Genomic DNA, 22,411 nt, shown 5'->3' with positions numbered 1-22,411 from the left:
CGGCTCTCCTCGTGCGGCTCTCCTCGTGCGGGGCGCCGGCCGCGGGGCTGCTTCCGCGAGGCCGCCCGCCGCCCTCGCTCAACAGGCGGCTGCGCCCGCCCGGCCGTCGCCGGCCTCCTGGCCTTGCTCCCGCAGCGCCGGAAGCACGAAGCGGGGGGCGCGGCACGGCGGCTGCGCGGGGCCCGTTGGCGGGCGGGGGCCTCTCGCCGCGCCTTCTCATGCCGCGCGGGCGTCAGCCCCGTCCACCGCCCGACGCCCCCACCACCTGCCGGACCACCGGCACCGAGCCGACCGACCGCGCGTCCGTCACCGGCCCGGTCAGGGACTTCGAGTTCATCGGCCGGAAGTCGGCGACCTGGGTGCCGACGGCGTTGTTCAGCGGGTCGGAACCCGTGCCCGCGAGGGGGTTGGGCTTGAGGTTCGCCACCGAACCGGTGGTGTAGGACACCGAGTCGCCCACCGCTTGCGCGCCCGCCTGCGGATCCAGGTCGCTGAGCGAGAGCGGGCCGTGCGCGCCCTCGACGGAGACGGGGTCCGCGGACGCCGTCGCCGCGCCCGCGCCCAGGGCCGCTCCGGCGGCCGCGAGGGTGATCAGGGCGCGCTGCACCGCGAGGTTGTGGGGGGACGCGTGTCGTGCCATTGCTGGTGCCACCTTCTGGTGCGCAGTGTAATGCGGTCGACACGAAGGGTAGTTGAGGTGTGACGCGCGCTCCAAAGCCGACCCGCGGGGTCGGCAGCGGGCCCACCATGCGTCAAACTGGTGTTCCGTGAGCATTCATCCCCCGTCCCCCGCCCGCGTCGTGCTGCTGTGCGGCCCCTCGGGCTCGGGCAAGTCACTCGTCGCCGCCCGTTCCGGGCTCCCTGTCCTGCGCCTCGACGACTTCTACAAGGAGGGCGACGACCCGACGCTGCCGCTGGTGGAGGGGAGTTCGGACATCGACTGGGACCATCCGCTGTCGTGGGACGCGGACGTCGCGGTCGAGGCCATCACCCGGCTGTGCGCCACGGGGTCGACGCCCGTACCGGTGTACGACATCTCGCTGAGCGCCCGTACCGGCGAGGAGACGCTGGGCATCGGCCGTACCCCGCTGTTCATAGCGGAGGGCATCTTCGCCGCGGAGATCGTCGAGCGCTGCCGTGAGCTCGGGGTGCTGGCGGACGCGCTCTGCCTGACCCGCGGGCCGGTCACCACCTTCCGGCGGCGCTTCCTGCGGGACCTGAAGGAGGGCCGCAAGTCGGTGCCGTTCCTGCTGCGCCGCGGCTGGCGGCTGATGCGGGCGGAGCGCACGATCGTCGCCCGCCAGGTCTCGCTGGGCGCACATCCCTGCGACCGGGACGAGGCGCTGGGCCGGCTGGCGGCCGCGGCGGCGGGACGGCAGCCGAGGACCCGTACGGCGGCCTGAGCCGGGTCGTACGCGCATCAGGACCGTGCACACGGAAAAGCGGGACTGGACGGACCCCCCGGCCCTCCAGTCCCGCCACTCCGTCCACGTCCCCCGTGACGGAGTTCCCCGCTGTTTCCCCCGGTCCCCCGTGTTTTTCCCTGTTCCCCCCTATCCCCCGTGTCCCCCCTGTTCCCCCGTGTTCCCCCCGGGCGGGACTCCCCCGTCCCGCCCAACCTTCAGGCGACCAGCTCCCCGAAGGCGTATTCCTCGTCACGGCCGAAGCTGAGGACCTCGTCCTCGCGCAGCCGGCGGAGCGACCGCCAGATGCTGGACTTCACCGTGCCGACACTGATGTCGAGGATCTCCGCGATCTCCGGGTCCGTGCGGCCCTCGTAGTAACGCAGGACCAGCATGGTGCGCTGGAGTTCGGGCAGCCGGGCCAGCGCCTGCCACAGGACCGCGCGCAGCTCGGTGCCGCGCATCGCGTCCGTGTCGCCGGCCGTCTCCGGCAGTTCCTCGGTCGGGTACTCGTTGAGCTTGCGGCGCCGCCAGGCGCTGATGTGCAGGTTGGTCATGGTGCGGCGGAGGTATCCGCCGACCGCCGCCTTGTCACTGATCCGGTCCCACGCCTTGTACGTCGAGAACAGCGCGCTCTGGAGCAGGTCCTCGGCCTCGTAGCGGTCACCGGTGAGGTGGTAGGCGGTGGCGTACAGGGAGGCGCGGCGCTCCTGGACGTAGGCGGTGAACTCCGCCTCCGTCAGCGAGCGGCGCTCCCCCGAGGCCTCCCCGTACGCGGCTCCCCCGTGCGATTCCCCCGTGTGTGCGTCAACCACCGACATGTAGACCGGGTGCTGACGCCCGGCGCTGCGAGCGCACCCCCGCCCGCTCACAGCACCGGACTTCTCGGAACCCCGGTTCACGTCGTGCAGACGCGTGACCACTGCCTTGGTGCTGATGCCGTGCAGCGTGTTCATCTCGCGCCCCCCGTCGTGGACTTCCGGTGTTCGTCTCGCTCAGGCCGGTGTTCCTCGCGGCTCCTTGCCTGTGCCGAAAAGCTTGCCGACGGGACTTCATGGCCATGTCCGCCGACTGTCACAGACCTGTCACAGGGGTCGGCCACACCGCTGTCACACAATGCGCACAGGTGGTGGCGGTACGAGCCGGTCAGGCGGCCCGGGTCACCGGAAGTGGGGTCACCGCGGCCCACAGGTCGTCCCAGAGGCTCTCCATGGGCCAGAATGAGCCCGTGCCTTCCCTGTTGCTGATCGAGGACGACGACGCCATCCGTACGGCCCTGGAGCTGTCTCTTACGCGCCAGGGTCACCGGGTTGCCACCGCTGCCACCGGCGAGGACGGGCTGAAGCTGCTGCGTGAGCAGCGGCCGGACCTGATCGTGCTGGACGTGATGCTGCCCGGCATCGACGGGTTCGAGGTGTGCCGGCGCATCCGGCGCACGGACCAGCTGCCGATCATCCTGCTGACCGCCCGCAACGACGACATCGACGTGGTGGTCGGGCTGGAGTCGGGAGCGGACGACTATGTCGTCAAGCCCGTGCAGGGGCGGGTCCTCGACGCCCGGATCCGGGCCGTGCTGCGGCGCGGGGAGCGGGAGTCCAGCGACTCGGCGACGTTCGGCAGCCTCGTCATCGACCGTTCGGCGATGACCGTGACGAAGAACGGCGAGGACCTCCAGCTGACGCCGACCGAGCTCAGGCTGCTGCTGGAGCTGAGCCGGCGGCCCGGACAGGCGCTGTCCCGGCAGCAGCTGCTGCGGCTGGTGTGGGAGCACGACTACCTGGGCGACTCGCGGCTGGTGGACGCCTGCGTCCAGCGGCTGCGCGCCAAGGTCGAGGACGTGCCCTCGTCCCCGACGCTCATCCGTACCGTGCGCGGTGTCGGCTACCGGCTGGACTCACCTCAGTGACCGACGCGCAAGGGGGGTTCCGCGGCTGGTCCGCGGGCCGTAAGGGAGCCGTGTCGCGGCTGCGCTTCACCAGTCTGCGGCTGCGGCTGGTCCTGGTCTTCGGGCTGGTCGCCCTCACCGCCGCGGTGTCGGCGTCGGGCATCGCGTACTGGCTGAACCGGGAGGCGGTGCTGACCCGCGCCCAGGACGCGGTGCTGCGGGACTTCCAGCAGGAGATGCAGAACCGGGCCGGTGCGCTGCCCTCGCCCGCCACCCAGGACGAACTTCAGCACACCGCCGGGCAGATGGCGGCCAGCAGCCAGCGCTTCAGCGTGCTGCTGGTCGCGACGGACGCGGGCGGCAAGACGGTGTACGGCAACTCCGGCGGCCTGAACGGGTTCTCGCTGGAGGACGTGCCCCTGTCGCTGCGGGCCGCGGTGAACAAGCAGCAGAAGGTGGCCGACGGCAACAAGTCGCCTTACCACCTGTACTGGCAGCGGGTCGTCGACCACGGCACCCCGTACCTGGTGGCCGGGACGAAGGTGATCGGCGGCGGACCGACCGGGTACATGGTCAAGTCGCTGGAGCCGGAGGCCAAGGACCTCAACTCGCTCGCCTGGTCGCTCGGCATCGCCACCGGGCTCGCGCTGATCGGCGCGGCGCTGCTCGCGCAGGCCGCCGCGACGACCGTGCTGAAGCCCGTGCACCGTCTGGGCGTGGCCGCCCGGCGGCTCGGCGAGGGCAGGCTGGACACCCGGCTGAGGGTCTCCGGCACCGACGAACTCGCCGATCTGTCGCGCACGTTCAACAACGCCGCGGAGGCGCTGGAGAAGCGGGTCGCGGACATGGCCGCGCGGGACGACGCGTCCCGGCGGTTCGTGGCCGACATGTCCCACGAGCTGCGCACACCGCTGACCGCCATCACCGCCGTGACGGAGGTGCTGGAGGAGGAGCTGGAGGCGGAGTCCGGGAGCATCGATCCGATGATCGAGCCCGCGGTCCGGCTGGTGGTGAGCGAGACCCGGCGGCTCAACGACCTCGTCGAGAACCTGATGGAGGTCACCCGCTTCGACGCGGGCACCGCCCGCCTCGTCCTGGACGACGTCGACATCGCCGACCAGATCACCGCCTGCATCGACGCCCGTGCCTGGCTCGACGCCGTGGAGCTGGACGCCGAGCGCGGCATCCACTGCCGGCTCGACCCGCGCCGGCTGGACGTCATCCTCGCCAACCTGATCGGCAACGCGCTCAAGCACGGCGGGTCGCCGGTGCGGGTCTCGGTGCGCATCGACGGCGACGACCTGGTCGTCGCGGTGCGCGACCACGGGCCCGGCATCCCGGAGGACGTCCTGCCGCACGTCTTCGACCGCTTCTACAAGGCCAGCGCCTCGCGGCCGCGCTCCGAGGGCAGCGGGCTCGGCCTGTCCATCGCGATGGAGAACGCGGGCATCCACGGCGGCGGGATCACCGCGGCCAACTCGCCCGACGGCGGCGCCGTGTTCACGCTGCGGCTGCCGAAGGACGCCTCGGCGCTGACGGAGGAGAGCGACGCCAAGGTCGACGGTTCCAAGGAGGGGGCGTCATGAACGCACGACGCCTGCTGACGGTCCCGGTGCTCGCCGCGCTGCTCACGGGCTGCGGGATCCGGGCCACCCAGGTGCCGACGGACTTCGGCGCGGCGCCCTCCCGGGTGCCGTGCTCGCTCACCCAGCCGGACCTCACCACGCAGTCCTCGCACGGGGTGCCCGTGCAGGTCTTCCTGCTGTGCGGTTCGTCGCTGGTCACCGTGGACCGGTCGGTACGCGTCCCGGACGGCACTGCGGACGCCAGGCGGCGGGTGATCGTGGCCCAGGCGCTGCTGGACCAGCTCGCCCAGTCGCCGTCCGCCGGTGAGAAGGACGCCGGTTACGCGACGTACGTGCGCGGCGGCACGACCGTGGGCGGGCCCCGTCCGAAGGACCCCGAGGACGCGCTGCGCCTGAGCACCGCCCCCGGCCGGCTCACCCCGTACGCGCTCGCGCAGATCGTGTGCACGTTCTCCGACTCGGCGGCGGCCGAGGGGGACGGCTCGGTGATCCTGGGCGGCCCGGGCCGCGAACCGCTGCGCCGCTACGAGTGCACCGACGACGTACGCTCCCAGCCGGGCACCGCGAAGCCGCCGTCCAGCGAGGTCACAGCCAACTGACGGGCCACATGAGCCGTGCCCCGCGCCGCACGCACGTGCACGGCGGAACAGCCGTGAGCGGGCCGGGCCCGACGCCCCGAGCCGCGCACACGTGCACACGGCGGGACGAGCGTGAGCGGGCCAGGCCCGAAGGGCCCCGGGGCGGCACCACGGCTCCGCACCCCCACCCGGACCGACGACATACGCCCCCCAGCCGGGCAGAAAGGCCGCGGCGACCTGACGTCCGGCCGACACAAGCCGCGCCCCGAGCGCGCACACCTGCACGGCGGGACGGCCGTCAGCGAGACGTGCCCGAAGAACTCCGAGGACGCACCACGGCTCCGCACCCCCAGCCGAACCGACGACGTACGCCCCCAGCCGTCCAGCGGGAAGCCGCCGGCCGGCGAGGTTACGGCGAGTTGACGGGCCAGGCGACATGAGGTGTGGCGGAAGCCGCACGTACGTACGCCTGCCGGATCCGGAACCGATCGTGCACGCGGGCGCGTCTTGGGGGGCGTGCAGCGTCAAGGCTCCATCGGCGGCAGCGCCGCGATCCGCGTCCGTGTGACAGGGGGTGCTCTCCTGGTCGCACACCTCGCGCTCGTCGCCTGGCTCATGCTGCGACCGCTGGACGTCCCCTGGGTGATGCCCGCCAACCTGCACCCACTCGCCGGGATCCGGGCCGACCTGGCGCTGGGCTGGCCCGAGGCGGCCCGCCGGATCGGTGAGGGCCTCGCGCTGCTGGCCCCGCTGGGTGTGCTGCTGCCGATGGCGCACGGCAGGCTCGCCGTCTCCCCGCTCGCCTCCCTGATCCGTACGGCCACCACGGGCGCCCTGATCTCCACGGGCATCGCCCTGCTCCAGACGGGCGTGCCCGGCCGGGTCGTCGACGTGGACTCGCTGCTGCTGAACACCACCGGTGTGATCCTGGCCCATCTGGCCCTGGTCCCGGCGGGCCGGTCCTGGCTGCGCCGCAGGGGCGAGCGCGTCCGGCGTACGGCGGCTCCACAGGAGGAGACCTCTCAGGGTCGTACCCCGACGATTCCCAGGGTCGGGATCGCACCGTAGAGCGACGCTTCGTCCCCTTCGTCTCCGTACCGTGGATGTCAGATGAGGCAGCCGCACCGGCCGCCTCCACCGACGCTCACGAAGGAGCCGGACATGACCGCCCTTGCCCGCCCCACCAACGGCCGCATGATCGGCGGAGTGTGCGCAGCGCTGGCGCGGCGCTTCGGCACCTCCGCGACGACGATGCGGGTGATCTTCCTGCTGTCCTGCCTGCTGCCGGGCCCGCAGTTCCTGCTCTACATAGCGCTGTGGATCCTGCTGCCCTCGGAGGACAAGGCGCGCACGGCCTGGTAGGCCCCTGCCGTGATACGCCGCTGGGGCGCGCCCGGTACGTGACGGGCGCGCCCCAGCGGCGGGCGTGGCGGCCATGTCAGCCGAGCGGGAGGCCCTTCAGCAGCGGCAGACCACCGAGCAGCTTGCCGACCGGCGAGGTCGGGCCCTGCTTCATCGCCTGCTCGGCGGCCGGCTGGGCGGCGGCGGCACCGGCCACGGCCGCGGGCCGGGTCTGGGCGATCGTCGATCCGGCACCCGGCAGCGTCTTGTCGACGCTCTCGGTCGGGACCGTCTTGGAGACCGTGTCCAGCGCCTGGGCGGTGTTCGGGAGGGACGGGGCCGCGTTGGCCGTGCCCGCGCCGACAGCGGCGATGGCGGCACCGACGACGGCGACACCGAGGGTCTTGGCAGCAGACTGCTTCATGGTGAATGCGTCCTAAAGTGGATGACGTGGATGACATGGATGACGAGGACTCAGCGGGCCACGACCGTAAACACCCCAGGCCAGCCCCGCAAACATCGAAATGCGGACGGTTTGTGAATCCCCGTCCGCATTCCGTGCGACCCAACGACCCCCGTCAGCTCCCGGAATCCAAAGAACCGCTGGTGGACGCCGTCTGGCGGAACAGCCATTCGGATTTCAGCTCCGCATATCCGGGCTTGACGACGTCATTGATCATGGCCAGTCGTTCATCGAAAGGGATGAACGCCGACTTCATCGCATTGACGGAGAACCATTGCATGTCGTCGAGCGTGTAACCGAACGCGTCGACGAGGTGCTCGAATTCCCGGCTCATGCTGGTGTGGGACATCAGACGATTGTCGGTATTGACCGTGGCCCGGAAATGCAGGCGGCGGAGCAGCCCGATCGGGTGCTCGGCATAGGACGCGGCGGCCCCGGTCTGGAGGTTGGAACTCGGGCACAGCTCCAGCGGGATGCGCTTGTCCCGGACGTAGGAGGCCAGCCGTCCGAGCTTCACCGAACCGTCCTCGTGGACCTGGATGTCGTCGATGATCCGCACCCCGTGCCCGAGCCGGTCGGCGCCGCACCACTGGAGCGCCTGCCAGATGGACGGCAGCCCGAAGGCCTCGCCGGCGTGGATGGTGAAGTGGTTGTTCTCCCGCTTCAGGAATTCAAAGGCGTCCAGGTGCCGGGTGGGCGGGTATCCGGCCTCGGCGCCCGCGATGTCGAAACCGACGACACCCAGGTCGCGGTAGCGGTTGGCGAGTTCGGCGATCTCCAGGGCACGGGCGGCGTGCCGCATGGCGGTGAGCAGGGCGCCGACCCGGATGCGGTGACCGTTCCGGCGGGCGATCACCTCGCCCTGCCGGAAGCCCTCGTTGACGGCCTCGACGACCTCTTCGAGGCTGAGTCCGCCCTCCAGGTGCTGCTCGGGCGCGTAGCGGACCTCGGCGTACACCACGCCGTCCTCGGCCAGGTCCTCGGCGCACTCGCGGGCCACCCGGACCAGCGCGTCGCGGGTCTGCATCACGCCGACGGTGTGCGAGAAGGTCTCCAGGTACCGCTCCAGGGATCCGGAGTCGGCGGCCTCGGCGAACCAGGTGCCGAGCTTGTCGGGGTCGGTCTCCGGGAGTTGGTCGATGGGGGCACCTCCCACGCCTTCAGTGCTGTGGGGGACCGTCTGGCGGGCGAGTTCGACGACGGTCCCGGGGCGGAGGCCTCCGTCGAGATGATCGTGCAGCAGGACCTTGGGCGCCCGGCGGATCTGGTCCGGCGTCGGGACGCCGGCTGTCGATGCCGTCTGACTCGGTGCAGTCTGGCTCGTCATTTTCGCACTCTAACTCCTACGCGCGTAGATCGCCGGGTGTACGAATTCGTCGATACGTAACGGTGACCGCACGGACGGGTGGCGTACACCGGCACTTCTGACACTGTTCTGTCATGGCACAGGATGTGACGCCGGCCCGAACGGCCCGGCTGGGCAGGGCAGTCGGCCCGGAACCGACGTCGGTGAGCGGCGCGGTCCTGCTGCTGCCCGGCGGCGAGGAGGTATCCGCCCGACGGCCGTCCCCCGTCTGGGCGACAGCCTTCGTCCGCGCCCTCGGACGCCGGCTCGCGCGCGCGGGCCAGGAGGAGGGGCTCGCCACCCATGTCGTCCACTACCGCTATCGCGGCTGGAACGGCAGCGAGGCGCATCTGGCGGGCGACGCGTCCTGGGCGGCGGACGAGGTCGTACGGCGCTACGGCGACGTCCCCGTCTGCCTGGTGGGCGTCGGCATGGGCGGACGGGCGGCGCTCCGCGCGGGCGGGCACGAGGCCGTCAACTCCGTCGTGGCGGTCGCCCCCTGGCTGCCCGAGGACGACGTGGCCGCTCCTCCCGAACCGGTGAAGCAACTGGTGGGACGGCGGGTCCTGATCGTGCACGGCACGAACGACGAGCGCAGCGACCCGGAGCTGTCGTTCCGGCTGGCAGGCCGGGCGAAGAAGGCCAACCGGGACGTGTGCCGGTTCGAGGTGCACTCGGACGGACACGGGCTGCACCAGTACCGGAGTGAAGTGCAGGCGCTGGTCTCCGACTTCACGATGGGCTCGCTGTTCGGGCACTCCTTCGCACGCCCCCTGGAGGACGCGCTGGCCGCGCCGCCGCCGATCGGGCTGCGGATGCCGTTGGCCGCGGGGTTCGGGCGGTCGCTCCGCAGCCTGTAGGGGAGTCCGCGGGGCGGGAGATCCGCGGGCCCTAGGGGAGCAGGCTGCCCCTCCTGGAGAGCAGGAACTTCTTGAACGCGGCCACCGGGGGCGTGTCGGGATGGCCTTCCAGCCAGGCGACGCCGATCTCCCGTGCCGCTCGAGGTGCCGTGACCGTCAGCTCCACGACTCCCGGGCGCGGGAACACCGGTGGCGGCAGGAGGGCCACGCCCAGCCCCGCCGCCACCAGGCCGCGCAGGGTCTCCGCCTCCTCGCCCTCGAAGGCGATGCGGGGCTTGAAGCCCGCCTCCTTGCAGAGGTCGTCGGTGATGCGGCGCAGGCCGTAGCCGGGCTCCAGGGTGACGAAGGTTTCGTCGGCCGCCTCGGCGAGCCGGACGCGCCTGCGGGCGGCCAGGGGATGGTCGGCGGGGACGACCAGGCGGAGCTTCTGCTCGTCCAGGCGGCGGGCGACCAGGTCCGGGGCGTCGGGCACCGGGGAGGTCAGGCAGAGGTCCAGTTCACCGGCGCGCAGGCGCTCCAGCATCGCCTCGCCGTAGTTCTGCACGAGGCTGAAGCGGACGCGGGGGTGGTCGGCGCGGAAGGCCTGGAGGAGGCCGGGGACCGTCTCCGCGCCCATGGTGTGCAGGAAGCCGAAGGCGACCTTGCCGGTCGTCGGGTCGGCGTCGGCGCGCACCTCGTCGGCGGCCCGCCCGATGTCGGCGAGGGCCCTTTCCACGGAGGTGAGGAAGGTACGGCCGGCGGGGGTGAGGGCGACGGTGCGGCCGCGGCGTGCGAACAGGTCGACGCCCAGGTCCTGCTCCAGGCGGGCCATGGCCCGGGAGAGCGTGGACTGCGGGACGTTCATCTCCTGGGCGGCACGGGTGACGTGCTCGGTGCGGGCCACGCCGGCGAAGTACGCCAGGCGGGGCGCGAGTGTTGTGACGATGTCTTCTGTGTCACTGGACTGTGACAGACGCTCTTGTGACCTCGGCTGATGCACCATGGGAACGATTATGGCGATTCCATGCATTGGACGGATGAGCGGGACCGTCCGTAGGTTCGAGGCATGTCTCCCGCCGATACCGGGGCGTCCACCGTCATGGGCGCCGCAACGTCCCTCCCCTCCCCCGATTCCCGCATGGCCCCGGGCGGGCCCGGCTACCGCCGGATGAGCCTCGCGCTCTTCCTGGCCGGTGTCGCGACCTTCGCGCTGCTGTACTCCACCCAGGCCCTGCTGCCGCTGATCTCCGGCGAGTTCGGGGTGGCGGCGAGCGAGGCGAGCTGGACGGTGGCGGCGGCGACCGGCGGTCTCGCGCTGTTCGTACTGCCGATGAGCGCGCTGTCCGAACGCTTCGGCCGCCGTACGGTGATGACGGCCTCGCTCGCGGTGGCGGTGACCGTCGGGATGCTGGTGCCCTTCGCGCCGTCGCTGGGCGTGCTGGTGGTGCTGCGGGCGCTCCAGGGCGCGGCCGTGGCCGGAGTGCCCGCCTCCGCGCAGGCGTACCTCGCCGAGGAGGTCCGGCCCAAGGCACTGGTCACGGCCATCGGACTGTTCGTCGCGGGCAACAGCGTCGGCGGCATGAGCGGCCGCGTGATCACCGGCTGGGTGGCCCAGGAGTGGGGCTGGCGGATCGCCGTCGGCGTGGTCGGGGCGATCGCCGTCGCCTGCGCGGTGGCGTTCCGCCTGCTGCTGCCGGCCCCCCGGCACTTCTCCCCGGGCTCGCTGCGCCCGCGTGTGCTGGCCCGCACGGTCCGCGACCACCTCGCCGACCCGCTGCTGCGCCGCCTGTACGCGATCGGCGCGCTGTTCATGACGGTCTTCGGCGGCGTGTACACGGTGATCGGCTACCGCCTGACGGAGGCGCCGTTCGGACTGCCGCAGGGCATCATCGGCTCGATCTTCCTGGTGTACCTGGTCGGTACGGTCTCGGCGTCGACGGCGGGCCGGCTGGTCGGCCGCCTGGGCCGGCGCGGCGCGCTGTACCTGGCCGGCGGCACCACGGCGACGGGCCTGCTGCTGTCCCTCGCGGCCTCGCTCCCGCTGGTCCTGCTGGGCCTGGTCCTGATCACCGCGGGCTTCTTCGCGGGCCACGCGGTCGCGTCCTCGGCGGTCAGCAAGACGGCGACGACCGGCCGGGCCCAGGCCTCGGCGCTCTACCAGTCCTCCTACTACGTCGGCTCCAGCGTCGGCAGCACGCTGGGCGCGACGGCCTTCCACGCGAGCGGCTGGGCCGGCACGGTCGGCGTCGGCGTCCTCGCGGTCCTCGGCGTCGTGACGATCACCCTGCTCGGCTCCCGCGCGGCCCGGGTGGCGACCCGTCGGGAGCCGGTGGGCGCGCACTGAGTCCTCGGGTCCGCACATCCCCTGCTCGCCCGGGCCGAGCAGGGGATTGCCGTACGGAGTTCCGGGTCGTCGGCCCCGGGACGCTCTCCGGGACCGACGCGCCATGGCGACGGGCACGGTTCAGGCTGCTGACGCGGCGGCCTTCGCGGCCGTCGTCGGACGGGCCGCGGTGGCGGCGGACGAGATGACCGGCCCGCCCCAGCCCACCATCACCGACCTGCGCTTTCGTGCGCTCCGGGGGCCATTGTCAGTGGGCTGCGGTAGCTTCCGAGGTGCTGGGCGCGAAGGCGCGCGACAGGGACGGCCAGGGGTGGACGATGGGTGACAGCGGCACGGCGACGGTGGATCTCGACGTCGCACTGGAGAAGCACCGCACCGAGCTGACGGGGTACTGCTACCGGATGCTGGGTTCCGCCTTCGAGGCGGAGGACGCGGTGCAGGACACCCTGGTCCGCGCCTGGCGGAGCCGCGACAAGTTCGAGGGCCGCTCCAGCCTGCGCTCCTGGCTGTACCGGATCGCGACGAACGTCTGCCTGGACATGTTGTCCGCGGGCAACAAGCGCGCCCGGCCGATGGATCTCACGGAGTCGACGCCGCTCGCCCAGGCGGCCCTCTCCCCCCGCCCCGACCACACCTGGCTGGAGCCGATGCCGGACGCCCGGGTGCTGCCGACGGTCGAGGACCCGGCGGAGGCCGCCGTCGCCAAGGAGTCGGTACGGCTCGCGTTCATGGCCGCGCTTCAGCAGCTGCCGCCCAAGCAGCGGGCCGTGCTGATCCTGCGCGAGGTCCTGGCCTGGAAGGCGAGCGAGGTCGCCGAGCTGCTCGGCACCACGGTCGCCTCGGTCAACAGCGCGCTCCAGCGGGCGCGGGCGACGCTCGCGGAGCGGGACGACAAGGCCGCCGCGGCGGCGGTGTCCGACCCGCTGGACGAGGAGCAGCAGAAGCTCCTGGAGCGCTATGTGAAGGCGTTCGAGGGCTACGACATGACCGCGCTGACGGCGCTGCTCCACGAGGACGCCGTCATGACGATGCCGCCGTTCGACCTGTGGCTGACCGGCCACGACGACATCACCGGCTTCATGACGACCCTGGGCGCGGCCTGCGCGGGCTCCCGGCTGCTGCCGGTGCAGGTCAACGGCCTGCCGGGCTTCGCCCAGTACAAGCCGGACCCGGAGGCGGGCGGCTACACCCCCTGGTCCGTCCAGATCCTGGAGATATCAGACGGCCGGCTGACCGGGTTCCACTTCTTCCTCGACACCAAGCGCTGGTTCCCGCTCTTCGGCCTGCCCCTCCACCTGGAAGCGGAGCCCGACGAGGTCGAGCAGGGCGTGTAGCGCGGGGGTGGGGTCCCGCAGGCGTATGCGGCCCCCGGCGCGGCGCGCGGCCAATTCGAGGCGGGCGAGCAGGTCGACGGTGCCGAGCCCGGGGGGCCCCAGCCCGGCCACGTCGCAGACGACGACTCCGGCTCCGGTTCCTCGCAGCAGTGCCCGTACGTCGTCGCACAGCCCCGGCACCTCGTCCCGGGTGACGGGGCCGGCCAGTACGAGCACGGGGGGTGTCTTCGCGTCCACGTACGGTAGACCGGCGGGACGGCGGTAACTCATCGCGGTGCCCGCCTTCCGGAACCGGCCCCGCCCCTGCCCGGCGAAGATCACATTGACCCGCTCCCCCGCTCCCCCGGAGGGTGGGGCCTGTGCAGGGGGTGCTGAGCGGGTTCGCGGTGATCGCGGTCGTCATCGGGGTGGGCTATGTGCTCGGGCGGCGCGGCTCGCTCGGCGATCAGGGCCGCGAGGTGCTGACCGGTCTGGCGTTCACCGTGGCGGGGCCGGCGCTCCTGTTCACCACCCTGGCCAAGGCCGACCTCGCGGTGCTGTTCTCCAGCCGCCTGCTCGTGACGGCCCTGAGCACGGCCGCGGCCTCGGGCGTCTTCGTCGCGGTCGGGGTGCTGCGCCGCTGGGGCGTGGGCCGCACCACGATCGGGGCCCTGTGTTCGGGCTACGTCAACTCGGGCAACCTAGGCATCCCGATCGCCGCGTACGTCCTGGGCGACGCGTCCCTGGTGGCGCCGGTGCTGCTGTTCCAGGTCGTCCTGGTCACCCCGGTCGCCCTCACGGTGCTGGACCTCTCCGGCATGGGCGAGAAGGGCACGGTGTGGCGGCGCCTGCTGACCCCGCTGCGCAACCCCATAGCGGTGGGCTCGCTTTCCGGAGTGCTGGTGTCGGCGGCGGGCTGGAGGGTCCCCGGCCCGGTCATGGATCCGCTCACCCTGATCGGCAACATGTCCGTGCCCGCGGCCCTGCTGGCCTTCGGCATGTCCCTGCACGGCAGCGCGGCCCCCGGCCGGGGACGGGACCGCAACCCGGTCCTGCTGTCGGTGGCGCTCAAGTCGGTCGGTCAGCCGGCGGTCGCCTGGGCGCTGGCGGGGGGCGTCCTCGGACTGCACGGCGCGCCGTTGCTGGACGTGGTGGTGACGTCGGCCCTGCCGGCCGCGCAGAACCTGTTCACCTACGCGAGCCGCTACCGGGTGGCCGAGGGCCTGGCCCGGGAGTCGATCCTGTTGTCGACGGTGGTGTCGGTGCCGGTGCTGGTGGGAGTGGCGGCGGTGCTGGGCTGAGGGGTCAGTCGACCGGGAACTCGCTGGTGTCGATCACGAGGTCGAAGGGGGCGGGAATCTTGAGCGCTTCACCGAATTTGGCCGTGCTCAGCGGACGGTAGACGTCGCCCTTCGGTTCTCCGTAGAGCGTGGCGGTGGGGCCGTCGGGAGCCCAACGGTCGACGAGGAGATAGAGCGGAATGCCCGCGGTGGCGTAGGCCGCGGGCTTGCTGACGCGGTCCTGGCGGGCGTTGGACTTGGAGGTGACCTCGACGACGAGTTCGGCCAGGGCTGCCGGAATATGGGAGTCCGATTCCGGGTGTTCCTGCACGGGGTTGACCAGGAGGTCCGGGATGAGCATGCCCAGCCGCGACGGCACGGAGATCGCGAGTGTCTGGAAGACTTCCCAGTCCTCGGGGATCACTGAGTAGAGGCGACGCTGGATGCGAGCCGCGATCACGTTGTGGCGGAACGCGGGAGCAGGTGACACGGTGATGATCCCCTCGATGATCTCCACCTTGCTGCCCTCGGGCCATTCCATCTCCTCCCAGAACCGGACGAGGTCGTCCCAGCTCTGCTCGGGGTCCTGGCTCACGGTGAGTGCGCTCATGGCGGTTCTCCTATCGGTGCGTCACCGATCCCAGCATGCCGAACGGGACCGGTGGGGGTCCACCGATCCCGTTCACCCGAACGATAAATCGCCTGGTCAGGCGATACGCTCCAGCACCACCGGCGACGCCGAGAACCCCGTGCCCTCGGGCGCGATGTCGAAGGAGCCCTCCACCGACTGCAGCGCGTACTCGAAGCGCTCGGGGGTGTCGGTGTGGAGGGTGAGCAGGGGCTCACCCTCGCGGACCGGCTCGCCGGGCTTGGCGTGGATCTCCACGCCGGCGCCAGCCTGCACCGGGTCCTCCTTGCGGGCACGGCCCGCGCCGAGGCGCCAGGCGGCGACACCGATGCCGTAGGCGTCGAGGCGGGTGAGGACACCGGAGGCCGGGGCCTTCACCACGTGCTGCTCCCTCGCGGTGGGCAGCGGGGCGTCCGGGTCGCCGCCCTGGGCCGCGATCATGCGCCGCCAGACGTCCATCGCCGAGCCGTCGGCCAGGGCCTTCGCCGGGTCGGCGTCCTTCACGCCGGCCGCGTCGAGCATCTCGCGGGCCAGGGCGATGGTGAGCTCGACGACGTCCGCGGGGCCGCCGCCCGCGAGGACCTCGACCGACTCGCGGACCTCGAGGGCGTTGCCCGCCGTCAGGCCCAGCGGGGTGGACATGTCCGTGAGCAGCGCGACCGTCTTCACGCCGTGGTCCGTGCCGAGGCCGACCATCGTGGAGGCCAGTTCGCGGGCGTCCTCGATGGTCTTCATGAAGGCACCCGAGCCGACCTTCACGTCCAGGACCAGCGAGCCCGTGCCCTCCGCGATCTTCTTCGACATGATCGACGAGGCGATCAGCGGGATCGCCTCGACCGTGCCGGTGACGTCACGGAGCGCGTACAGCTTCTTGTCGGCCGGGGCCAGGCCGTCGCCCGCCGCGCAGATCACCGCGCCGGTGGTGTCCAGGACGTGCAGCATCTCCTCGTTGGAGAGCAGGGCGCGCCAGCCGGGGATCGACTCCAGCTTGTCGAGGGTGCCGCCGGTGTGGCCGAGGCCGCGGCCGGAGAGCTGCGGGACCGCCGCGCCGCAGGCGGCGACCAGCGGGGCCAGGGGCAGGGTGATCTTGTCGCCGACGCCGCCCGTGGAGTGCTTGTCGGCGGTCGGGCGGGACAGCGAGGAGAAGTCCATGCGCTCGCCGGAGGCGATCATCGCGGCGGTCCAGCGGGCGATCTCCCGGCGGTTCATGCCGTTGAGAAGGATGGCCATCGCGAGCGCGGACATCTGCTCGTCGGCGACCTCGCCGCGCGTGTACGCGTCGATGACCCAGTCGATCTGCTCGTCGCTGAGCTCACCGCGGTCCCGCTTGGTGCGGATGACGGAGATGGCGTCCATGGCCATGGGTTTCCCTTCCGGGGTTGCGAAGGTGCACGGCCCCCCTGAACGCGTGTCAGAGGGGCCGTACGGGACTTACTTGGTGAGGTGCTCCGGCCCGAAGGCCTGGGGCAGCATCTCGGAGAGCGGGAGCACGCCCTCGGGGGTGTCCAGGAGCAGGTCCGGCCCGCCGAACTCGTACAGCAGCTGGCGGCAGCGGCCGCACGGCACCAGCAGGGCGCCGGTGCCGTCCACGCAGGTGAAGTGCGTGAGACGGCCACCGCCCGTGCGCTGGAGCTGCGAGACCAGTCCGCACTCGGCGCACAGGCCCAGCCCGTAGGAGGCGTTCTCGACGTTGCAGCCGGTGACCGTGCGCCCGTCGTCGACCAGGGCCGCGACGCCGACCGGGTAGCCGGAGTAGGGGGCGTAGGCGTGGGCCATGGCCTCCCGCGCCTCGGTCCGCAGCGCCTCCCAGTCGAAACCGGCGGCAGCGGCCGGGGCCGGGGTCACTTGCCCTGCCCCTTCCGGTACGGCAGGCCGTCCGCCTTCGGCATGCGCAGCTTCTGCGCGGACAGCGACAGGACGAGCAGCGTGACGATGTACGGGGTGGCCGTCACCAGCTGGCGCGGGACGTCGTCCGTGGAGGCGTACCAGAGGAACATCAGGGCCGCGATCACCACGGTGACGACCGCGGGGACGTGCTTCTTCCTCCAGGCGAGGTACGCCGCGCCGATCACCAGCAGGATCGCCAGCAGCAGGATCAGCGCGTGGACGTTCACCGTGCCGCCACGCAGGTTGAGGCTGTCGGTGTAGCCGAACAGGCCGGCGCCGAGGGCGAGGCCGCCCGGCATCCAGTTGCCGAAGATCATCGCGGCGAGACCGATGTAGCCGCGGCCGGCGGTCTGGCCGTCGAGGTACACGTTCGAGGCGACGATCGACAGGAACGCGCCGCCGAGCCCGGCGAAGCCACCGCTGATGATGACGGCGATGTACTTGTACTTGTAGACGTTGACGCCGAGGGATTCCGCCGCCACCGGGTTCTCACCGCAGGAGCGCAGACGCAGGCCGAACGCCGTGCGCCACAGCACCCACCAGGTCAGCGGAACCAGCGCCACCGCGATGACGGTGAGCGGCGACAGGTCGGTGACCAGACCGCCGATCAGGCCGGCGATGTCCGAGACCAGGAACCAGTGCTTCTCGTTGAGGGTGTTCAGCCAGTCCGACAGGCCCGGGATGCTGAAGTCGCCGAGGGAGTCGATCGGCGGGGACTGCTTGGAGGAGCCCTGCGGGGCGTTCTCGAAGGTGAACTTCGACAGGTAGCGGGTGGCGCCGAGGGCCAGGATGTTCAGGGCCACACCGGAGACGATGTGGTTGACGTTGAAGGTGACGGTGGCGATGGCGTGCAGGACGGCGCCGAGGGCACCGCCGATGATGCCGAAGACCACGCCCACCCAAGGGCCCCACTGGTAGCCGGCCCAGGCGCCGAACCAGGTGCCGAGGATCATCATGCCCTCGAGCCCGATGTTGACGACGCCGGACCGTTCCGCCCACAGGCCACCGAGACCCGCGAGTCCGATCGGCACGGCCAGGCGCAGCGCGGTGGACATCTGGCCGGTCGAGGTGATGCCGTCCGCGCCGGTGATGAGGCGGACGATCGAGGTCAGTACCAGCACACCCGCGATGACGAGCAGGAGTACCGGGAGGGACATACGGCGGCTGCGCTTGCCGGGCTGCTGCGCCTGCGCCTTCGCTACGGTCGCGGTGCTCATCAGGCCGCCACCTCCTTCTTGGTGTTCTGGGCAGCGGCCAGTTCGGCGCCGACCCGGCTCTGCTGGCGGCGCAGACCCCACTGACGGACGAACTCGTAGGAGATGACGACCGCGAAGACGATCAGGCCCTGCATGATCGTGGCGATCTCCTTCGGGTAGGCCTCCGGGGTCGCGTAGTCGAGGGCGGGCGATGCCTTGTCGAGGAAGGCCCACAGCAGGGCGGCGAACGCGATGCCGCCGGGGTTGTTGCGGCCGAGCAGGGCGATGCCGATGGCCGTGAAGCCGAGGCCCGCCGGGAAGTCAAGGCTGTAGGTGTGGGAGGCGCCGAGCAGCAGCGGCAGGCCGGACAGGCCCGCGATGGCGCCGGAGATCAGCATGGAGATCAGCACCATCCGCTTGGCGTCGACGCCGGAGGCCGCGGCGGCCGTCTCGGAGGCGCCGGTGGCGCGCAGGTCGAAGCCGAAGCGGGTGCGGTTGAGAACGAGCCAGTAGCCGACACCGAGGAGGACGGCGAGGAAGACCAGGCCGTAGATCTCGCCGACGTCCGAGCCCAGGTTGATGCCCGGGAACCAGCCGGACTTCTTCATGATGCCGGTCGTGGCGTTGTTGCCGACCTGCACGCCCCACACGTCGGCGAGCATGACGTAGCCGATGACGCTGGTGGCGATGGCGTTCAGCATGATCGTCGCGACGACCTCGCTGACGCCCCGGGTGACCTTCAGTACGCCCGCGATGCCGGCCCAGAAGGCGCCGGTGCACATGGCGACCAGGAGCAGCAGCGGGATCTGCAGGAAGCTCGGCAGGGCGACGTGGGCGCCGACCACGGCCGTCATCACCGCGGCGAGGCGGTACTGACCGTCGACGCCGATGTTGAACAGGTTCATGCGGAAGCCGAGGGCGACCGCGATGGCGGCGATGTAGTACAGCGAGGCCTGGTTGATGATCAGGACCTGGATGTCCGAGTACGGCAGCTGCTGCAGCATCAGCGCGTACGGCTCGAACGGGTTCTTGCCCGAGGCGAGCAGGACGACCGAGGTCAGCGCGATCGCCAGGAGGAGCGCGATGACGGGGCCGGCCACCGCGAGGAGCACCCGCTCCTTGTCGAACTTCTTCATCGGGCCTCGTCCTCCGGACCGGCGTCTGTCTCGTCTTCTGTGGCGTTCTCTACGTGCTCGAGGTGGCCGGACGCGGCGCCCGTCATCGCCGAGCCCAGTTCCTCCGGCGTGATGGTGGCGGGGTCGGCGTCCGCGACCAGCCTGCCGTTGTAGATCACGCGCAGTGTGTCGGACAGGCCGATCAGCTCGTCCAGGTCGGCGGAGATCAGCAGCACGGCCAGGCCCTCGCGGCGGGCCTCCCGGATACGGTCCCAGATCTGCGCCTGGGCGCCGACGTCCACACCGCGGGTGGGGTGGGCGGCGATCAGGAACCTCGGGTTGTGGCTCATCTCGCGGCCGACGATCAGCTTCTGCTGGTTGCCGCCGGAGAGGGAGGCCGCGGTGACGTCGATGCCCGGGGTGCGGACGTCGTACTCCTCGACGATCCGGCGGGTGTCGGCCTGGGCCCCCTTGGGGTCCAGCCAGAAGCCCTTGGCGTTGGGCTTCTCGGTGACGTGGCCGAGGATGCGGTTCTCCCAGAGGGGGGACTCCAGGAGCAGGCCCTGGCGGTGGCGGTCCTCGGGGATGTAGCCGACGCCCTGCTCGCGGCGCTTGCGGGTGGGCCAGGGGGTGATGTCCTCGTCCAGGAAGACGATCCGGCCGGAGTCGGCGTGCTTGGTGCCGATGAGCGCGTCGATCAGCTCGGTCTGGCCGTTGCCCTCGACGCCGGCGATGCCCATGACCTCACCGGCGCGGATGCTGAAGGTGACGTCGTCGAGGACGCGCTTGGCCTCGCCGGTGGGGGCGAACTCGGTGAGCGAGCCGCCCGGCGAGCCGCCGCTCGCGGCCGCGTTCGCGGTCTCGGCAAGGGCTCCGAGCTCACCGAGGGAGGCGCCGCCGCTGGCGTAGACGGTGAGGTTCTGCACCTCCAGGACGACCTTGTCGGTGACGGTGGACTCGGTGGTCTCCGGGGTGGGCAGCTCGCTGCCGACCATCATCTCGGCGAGCTGGCGCGGGGTGGTCTCGGAGGGGATCGCCGTGCCCACGGTCGTACCGCGCCGGATGACGGTGATGTCGTCGGCGACGGAGAGCACCTCGCCGAGCTTGTGCGAGATGAAGATGACGGAGAGGCCCTCCGACTTCAGCTCGCGCAGGTTGGCGAAGAGCGCTTCGACCTCCTGCGGGACGAGCACGGCGGTCGGCTCGTCGAGGATCAGGGTCGTGGCACCGCGGAAGAGGACCTTGAGGATCTCCACCCGCTGGCGGTCGGCGACGCCGAGATCCTCCACGAGGACGTCGGGGCGGACACCGAGGCCGTAGCGGTCGGAGATCTCCTTGATCTTCTTGCGGGCGCCGCCGCCGATGCCGTACAGCTTCTCGCTGCCGAGTACCACGTTCTCCAGCACGGTCAGGTTGTCGGCCAGCATGAAGTGCTGGTGGACCATGCCGATGCCGCGGGCGATGGCTTCGGCGGGGCTGGAGAAGCTCACCTGGTCGCCGTCGATCGCGATGGTGCCCTCGTCCGGCTTCTGCATGCCGTAGAGGATCTTCATCAGGGTTGACTTGCCGGCACCGTTCTCGCCGACCAGGGCGTGCACGGTGCCCTTGCGGACCGTGAGGTGGATGTCGTGGTTGGCGACAACACCGGGGAATCGCTTGGTGATGCCCGCGAGCTCTACCGCGACTGTCGACTGGGCGGTGAGCGGAGGGCTGCTGGACGCGTCGATGGCGCACTCTCCTTGGGAAAGGGGCCGCTCTACGCGCGTAGCGCCCCTGCTTTAAATAGTGCCCGGACCTGACCGGTCTTGTCCAAGGTGCTCAAGTACCCGATCCGTTCCGAGCATTCTGCCGCGCGAACGGGGTGCAGGCGGTCCCGGCGTCACTCTCGCGCGGCAGACGCGAGACGACGCCGGGGACGATCCTCCCCGCACCCCGTTCCGTGGCCGTAACGCTGCCATTGCAGCGGGCTCTCGGCCAAGCCCTCCGACCGGGACGGTCAGGAGGTCTTCACCTTGATGCTGCCGTCCTTGATGCCCTCTTCGGCCTTCTTGACCGCGGCCTGGATGCCGGCGTTGCTCTTGAAGGCCGGGTTGGAGTCGGACAGACCGACGCCGCCGTTGGAGAGGGAGCCGCGGATGTCACCCGAGAGCGGCTTCTTGTCCTTGATGACGGACTTCGCGAGGTCGTAGACCGCGCCCTCGACGTTCTTCATGGCCGAGGTCAGGATGTAGTCCTTGTACTTGGCCAGCGCGGCCTGCTTGTACTGGTCGGAGTCCACGCCGATGGCCCACACCTTGTGCGTGGCCGCGGACTCGATGACACCCTGACCCGACAGACCGGCGGCGGCGTAGATCACGTCGGCACCCGCGTCGATCTGCCCGTTCGCGGCGACCTTGCCCTTGTCGGGGCTGGAGAAACCGCCCTCCTGAGGCGTCTGCGTCAGGTACTGCGACTCGATCTTGATCTTCGGGTTCACCGACTTGGCGCCCTGGACGAAGCCCGCCTGGAACTTGTGGATCAGCGGGATGTCCACACCACCGATGAAGCCGACGTGGTTCTTTTTGGTGGCCTTGGCGGCGGCGACACCGGCCAGGTACGAGGACTCCTCCTCGTGGAAGACCATGTCGGCGACGTTCTTCGCCTGAGTCTTGTCGTCGTCGATGACGCCGAAGGTGAGCTTCGGGTACTTGGCCGCCACCGTCTTGACGGCCGGCGCGTACACGAAACCGACACCGATGATCGGGTTGTAGCCGGCCTTGGCCAGCTGCTCCAGACGCTGCACCTTGTCGGCGTCCGTCTCGTTGTCGCTCGGCTCGATGTCCCGCCCGCCGACCTTGAAGTCCTGCTCCGCCTTCTGGAAACCGGCGAACGCGGCGTCGTTGAAGGACTGGTCGCCCTTGCCGCCGATGTCGTAGGCCAGACCGATGCCCTTGCTCTTGCCGCCCCCGGAGGAGGAAGTCGAGCTGGTCGAGCTGCTGCCACAAGCGGACATGGTGACGGCGAGGGCCGCGGTTGCGGCGCCTGCGATCGCGATACGGGACACCCGGCGCATGGAACGTGACTCCTTTGTGCAAGCGCCCAAACCAGGCGCTGGTTCCGCCGCAGCGTAACGCGCGTAGACCTGACGGAAAACCCCCAATGTCCGGTCCGTTATACAGCTGTGGCCACTGTCACGGCTCCAGGTTACGTACCGCAGTGCGCCCCTTGC

The 22,411-nt window shown here is 71.1% G+C and carries 23 protein-coding genes; 10 read left to right on the top strand and 13 right to left on the bottom strand.

What is annotated here, in order from left to right; all coding sequences use genetic code 11:
- Positions 1 to 232: 232 nt before the first annotated feature.
- Positions 233 to 640, bottom strand: a complete 408-nt coding sequence (locus ACFY01_RS43545; protein WP_390741319.1) for a hypothetical protein — start codon at positions 638 to 640, stop codon at positions 233 to 235.
- 160 nt (positions 641 to 800) lie between these two features.
- On the opposite strand from ACFY01_RS43545, the gene ACFY01_RS43540 reads away from it, so the two are divergent.
- Positions 801 to 1,403, top strand: a complete 603-nt coding sequence (locus ACFY01_RS43540; protein WP_390741335.1) for a uridine kinase — start codon at positions 801 to 803, stop codon at positions 1,401 to 1,403.
- Positions 1,404 to 1,621: 218 nt separating this feature from the next.
- On the opposite strand, the gene ACFY01_RS43535 is transcribed toward ACFY01_RS43540, so the two are convergent.
- On the bottom strand, positions 1,622 to 2,359 hold the full coding sequence (locus ACFY01_RS43535) for a SigE family RNA polymerase sigma factor (RefSeq protein ID WP_390741318.1): 738 nt from the start codon (positions 2,357 to 2,359) through the stop codon (positions 1,622 to 1,624).
- A gap of 272 nt (positions 2,360 to 2,631) precedes the next feature.
- On the opposite strand from ACFY01_RS43535, the gene afsQ1 reads away from it, so the two are divergent.
- The 5 genes from afsQ1 to ACFY01_RS43510 all read left to right on the top strand — a co-directional run bounded on the left by afsQ1 (position 2,632) and on the right by ACFY01_RS43510 (position 6,814).
- Entirely contained in the window at positions 2,632 to 3,309 is a 678-nt protein-coding gene (gene afsQ1 / locus ACFY01_RS43530; RefSeq protein ID WP_390741317.1) for a two-component system response regulator AfsQ1, read from the top strand.
- Positions 3,306 to 4,874: an ATP-binding protein gene (locus ACFY01_RS43525; RefSeq protein ID WP_390741316.1), complete on the top strand. Its 1,569-nt coding sequence runs from the start codon at positions 3,306 to 3,308 to the stop codon at positions 4,872 to 4,874. The genes afsQ1 and ACFY01_RS43525 overlap by 4 nt, the downstream gene beginning before the upstream one ends.
- Complete coding sequence (locus tag ACFY01_RS43520; protein ID WP_390741315.1) at positions 4,871 to 5,473, top strand: hypothetical protein; 603 nt, start codon at positions 4,871 to 4,873, stop codon at positions 5,471 to 5,473. The genes ACFY01_RS43525 and ACFY01_RS43520 overlap by 4 nt, the downstream gene beginning before the upstream one ends.
- Positions 5,474 to 5,968: 495 nt before the next feature.
- A complete protein-coding gene (locus ACFY01_RS43515; RefSeq protein ID WP_390741314.1) occupies positions 5,969 to 6,520 on the top strand; it encodes a VanZ family protein in 552 nt (183 codons plus the stop codon).
- A gap of 93 nt (positions 6,521 to 6,613) precedes the next feature.
- Positions 6,614 to 6,814 carry a PspC domain-containing protein gene (locus tag ACFY01_RS43510; RefSeq protein ID WP_132856267.1) on the top strand — a complete coding sequence of 67 codons (201 nt, stop codon included), beginning with the start codon at positions 6,614 to 6,616 and terminating at the stop codon, positions 6,812 to 6,814.
- 76 nt (positions 6,815 to 6,890) lie between these two features.
- Here ACFY01_RS43510 and ACFY01_RS43505 read toward each other — a convergent pair whose 3' ends face one another.
- Positions 6,891 to 7,217: an ATP-binding protein gene (locus ACFY01_RS43505; protein ID WP_390741313.1), complete on the bottom strand. Its 327-nt coding sequence runs from the start codon at positions 7,215 to 7,217 to the stop codon at positions 6,891 to 6,893.
- Positions 7,218 to 7,371: 154 nt separating this feature from the next.
- On the bottom strand, positions 7,372 to 8,583 hold the full coding sequence (locus ACFY01_RS43500) for an adenosine deaminase (protein WP_390741312.1): 1,212 nt from the start codon (positions 8,581 to 8,583) through the stop codon (positions 7,372 to 7,374).
- 113 nt (positions 8,584 to 8,696) lie between these two features.
- Between ACFY01_RS43500 and ACFY01_RS43495 the strand changes: the two genes are divergently transcribed.
- A complete protein-coding gene (locus ACFY01_RS43495; protein WP_390741311.1) occupies positions 8,697 to 9,461 on the top strand; it encodes an alpha/beta hydrolase family protein in 765 nt (254 codons plus the stop codon).
- A gap of 31 nt (positions 9,462 to 9,492) precedes the next feature.
- Here the strand turns inward: ACFY01_RS43495 and ACFY01_RS43490 are convergent, their stop codons facing one another.
- Positions 9,493 to 10,443: a LysR family transcriptional regulator gene (locus ACFY01_RS43490; protein WP_390741310.1), complete on the bottom strand. Its 951-nt coding sequence runs from the start codon at positions 10,441 to 10,443 to the stop codon at positions 9,493 to 9,495.
- Between the two features lie 63 nt (positions 10,444 to 10,506).
- Here ACFY01_RS43490 and ACFY01_RS43485 point away from each other — a divergent pair, with 63 nt between their 5' ends.
- Both ACFY01_RS43485 and ACFY01_RS43480 read left to right on the top strand, forming a co-directional pair.
- Positions 10,507 to 11,784: an MFS transporter gene (locus ACFY01_RS43485; RefSeq protein WP_390741309.1), complete on the top strand. Its 1,278-nt coding sequence runs from the start codon at positions 10,507 to 10,509 to the stop codon at positions 11,782 to 11,784.
- 317 nt (positions 11,785 to 12,101) lie between these two features.
- Entirely contained in the window at positions 12,102 to 13,118 is a 1,017-nt protein-coding gene (locus ACFY01_RS43480) for a sigma-70 family RNA polymerase sigma factor (RefSeq protein ID WP_390741308.1), read from the top strand.
- Here the strand turns inward: ACFY01_RS43480 and ACFY01_RS43475 are convergent.
- Positions 13,002 to 13,388, bottom strand: a complete 387-nt coding sequence (locus tag ACFY01_RS43475; protein WP_390741334.1) for an STAS domain-containing protein — start codon at positions 13,386 to 13,388, stop codon at positions 13,002 to 13,004. The two genes, ACFY01_RS43480 and ACFY01_RS43475, sit on opposite strands and share 117 nt — an antisense overlap.
- A gap of 89 nt (positions 13,389 to 13,477) precedes the next feature.
- On the opposite strand from ACFY01_RS43475, the gene ACFY01_RS43470 reads away from it, so the two are divergent.
- Positions 13,478 to 14,398 carry an AEC family transporter gene (locus ACFY01_RS43470; RefSeq protein ID WP_390741307.1) on the top strand — a complete coding sequence of 307 codons (921 nt, stop codon included), beginning with the start codon at positions 13,478 to 13,480 and terminating at the stop codon, positions 14,396 to 14,398.
- A gap of 4 nt (positions 14,399 to 14,402) precedes the next feature.
- Here the strand turns inward: ACFY01_RS43470 and ACFY01_RS43465 are convergent, their stop codons facing one another.
- The 7 genes from ACFY01_RS43465 to ACFY01_RS43435 all read right to left on the bottom strand — a co-directional run bounded on the left by ACFY01_RS43465 (position 14,403) and on the right by ACFY01_RS43435 (position 22,255).
- Positions 14,403 to 14,987, bottom strand: coding sequence for a Uma2 family endonuclease (locus tag ACFY01_RS43465; protein WP_390741306.1), 585 nt, complete (start codon positions 14,985 to 14,987; stop codon positions 14,403 to 14,405).
- Between the two features lie 96 nt (positions 14,988 to 15,083).
- The gene (locus ACFY01_RS43460; protein WP_390741305.1) at positions 15,084 to 16,367 is read right to left on the bottom strand and encodes a thymidine phosphorylase; all 1,284 of its coding nucleotides are present in this window, start codon (positions 16,365 to 16,367) and stop codon (positions 15,084 to 15,086) included.
- 69 nt (positions 16,368 to 16,436) lie between these two features.
- On the bottom strand, positions 16,437 to 16,850 hold the full coding sequence (locus tag ACFY01_RS43455) for a cytidine deaminase (RefSeq protein WP_390741304.1): 414 nt from the start codon (positions 16,848 to 16,850) through the stop codon (positions 16,437 to 16,439).
- Positions 16,847 to 18,109 (bottom strand): ABC transporter permease, encoded by a 1,263-nt coding sequence (locus ACFY01_RS43450; protein WP_390741303.1) that lies wholly within the window; start codon positions 18,107 to 18,109, stop codon positions 16,847 to 16,849. The genes ACFY01_RS43455 and ACFY01_RS43450 overlap by 4 nt, the downstream gene beginning before the upstream one ends.
- Positions 18,109 to 19,224 carry an ABC transporter permease gene (locus ACFY01_RS43445; RefSeq protein ID WP_390741302.1) on the bottom strand — a complete coding sequence of 372 codons (1,116 nt, stop codon included), beginning with the start codon at positions 19,222 to 19,224 and terminating at the stop codon, positions 18,109 to 18,111. The genes ACFY01_RS43450 and ACFY01_RS43445 overlap by 1 nt, the downstream gene beginning before the upstream one ends.
- A complete protein-coding gene (locus ACFY01_RS43440) occupies positions 19,221 to 20,930 on the bottom strand; it encodes an ABC transporter ATP-binding protein (RefSeq protein ID WP_390741333.1) in 1,710 nt (569 codons plus the stop codon). Before ACFY01_RS43440 ends, ACFY01_RS43445 begins: the two co-directional genes overlap by 4 nt.
- 269 nt (positions 20,931 to 21,199) lie before the next feature.
- A complete protein-coding gene (locus ACFY01_RS43435; protein WP_390741301.1) occupies positions 21,200 to 22,255 on the bottom strand; it encodes a BMP family protein in 1,056 nt (351 codons plus the stop codon).
- Positions 22,256 to 22,411: the final 156 nt, after the last annotated feature.

This window comes from Streptomyces sp. NPDC001480 (assembly GCF_042894725.1).
Taxonomy (GTDB): domain Bacteria; phylum Actinomycetota; class Actinomycetes; order Streptomycetales; family Streptomycetaceae; genus Streptomyces.
The sequence above is the reverse complement of the archived record's forward strand: the minus strand, read 5'-3'. Positions and strand labels throughout refer to the sequence as shown.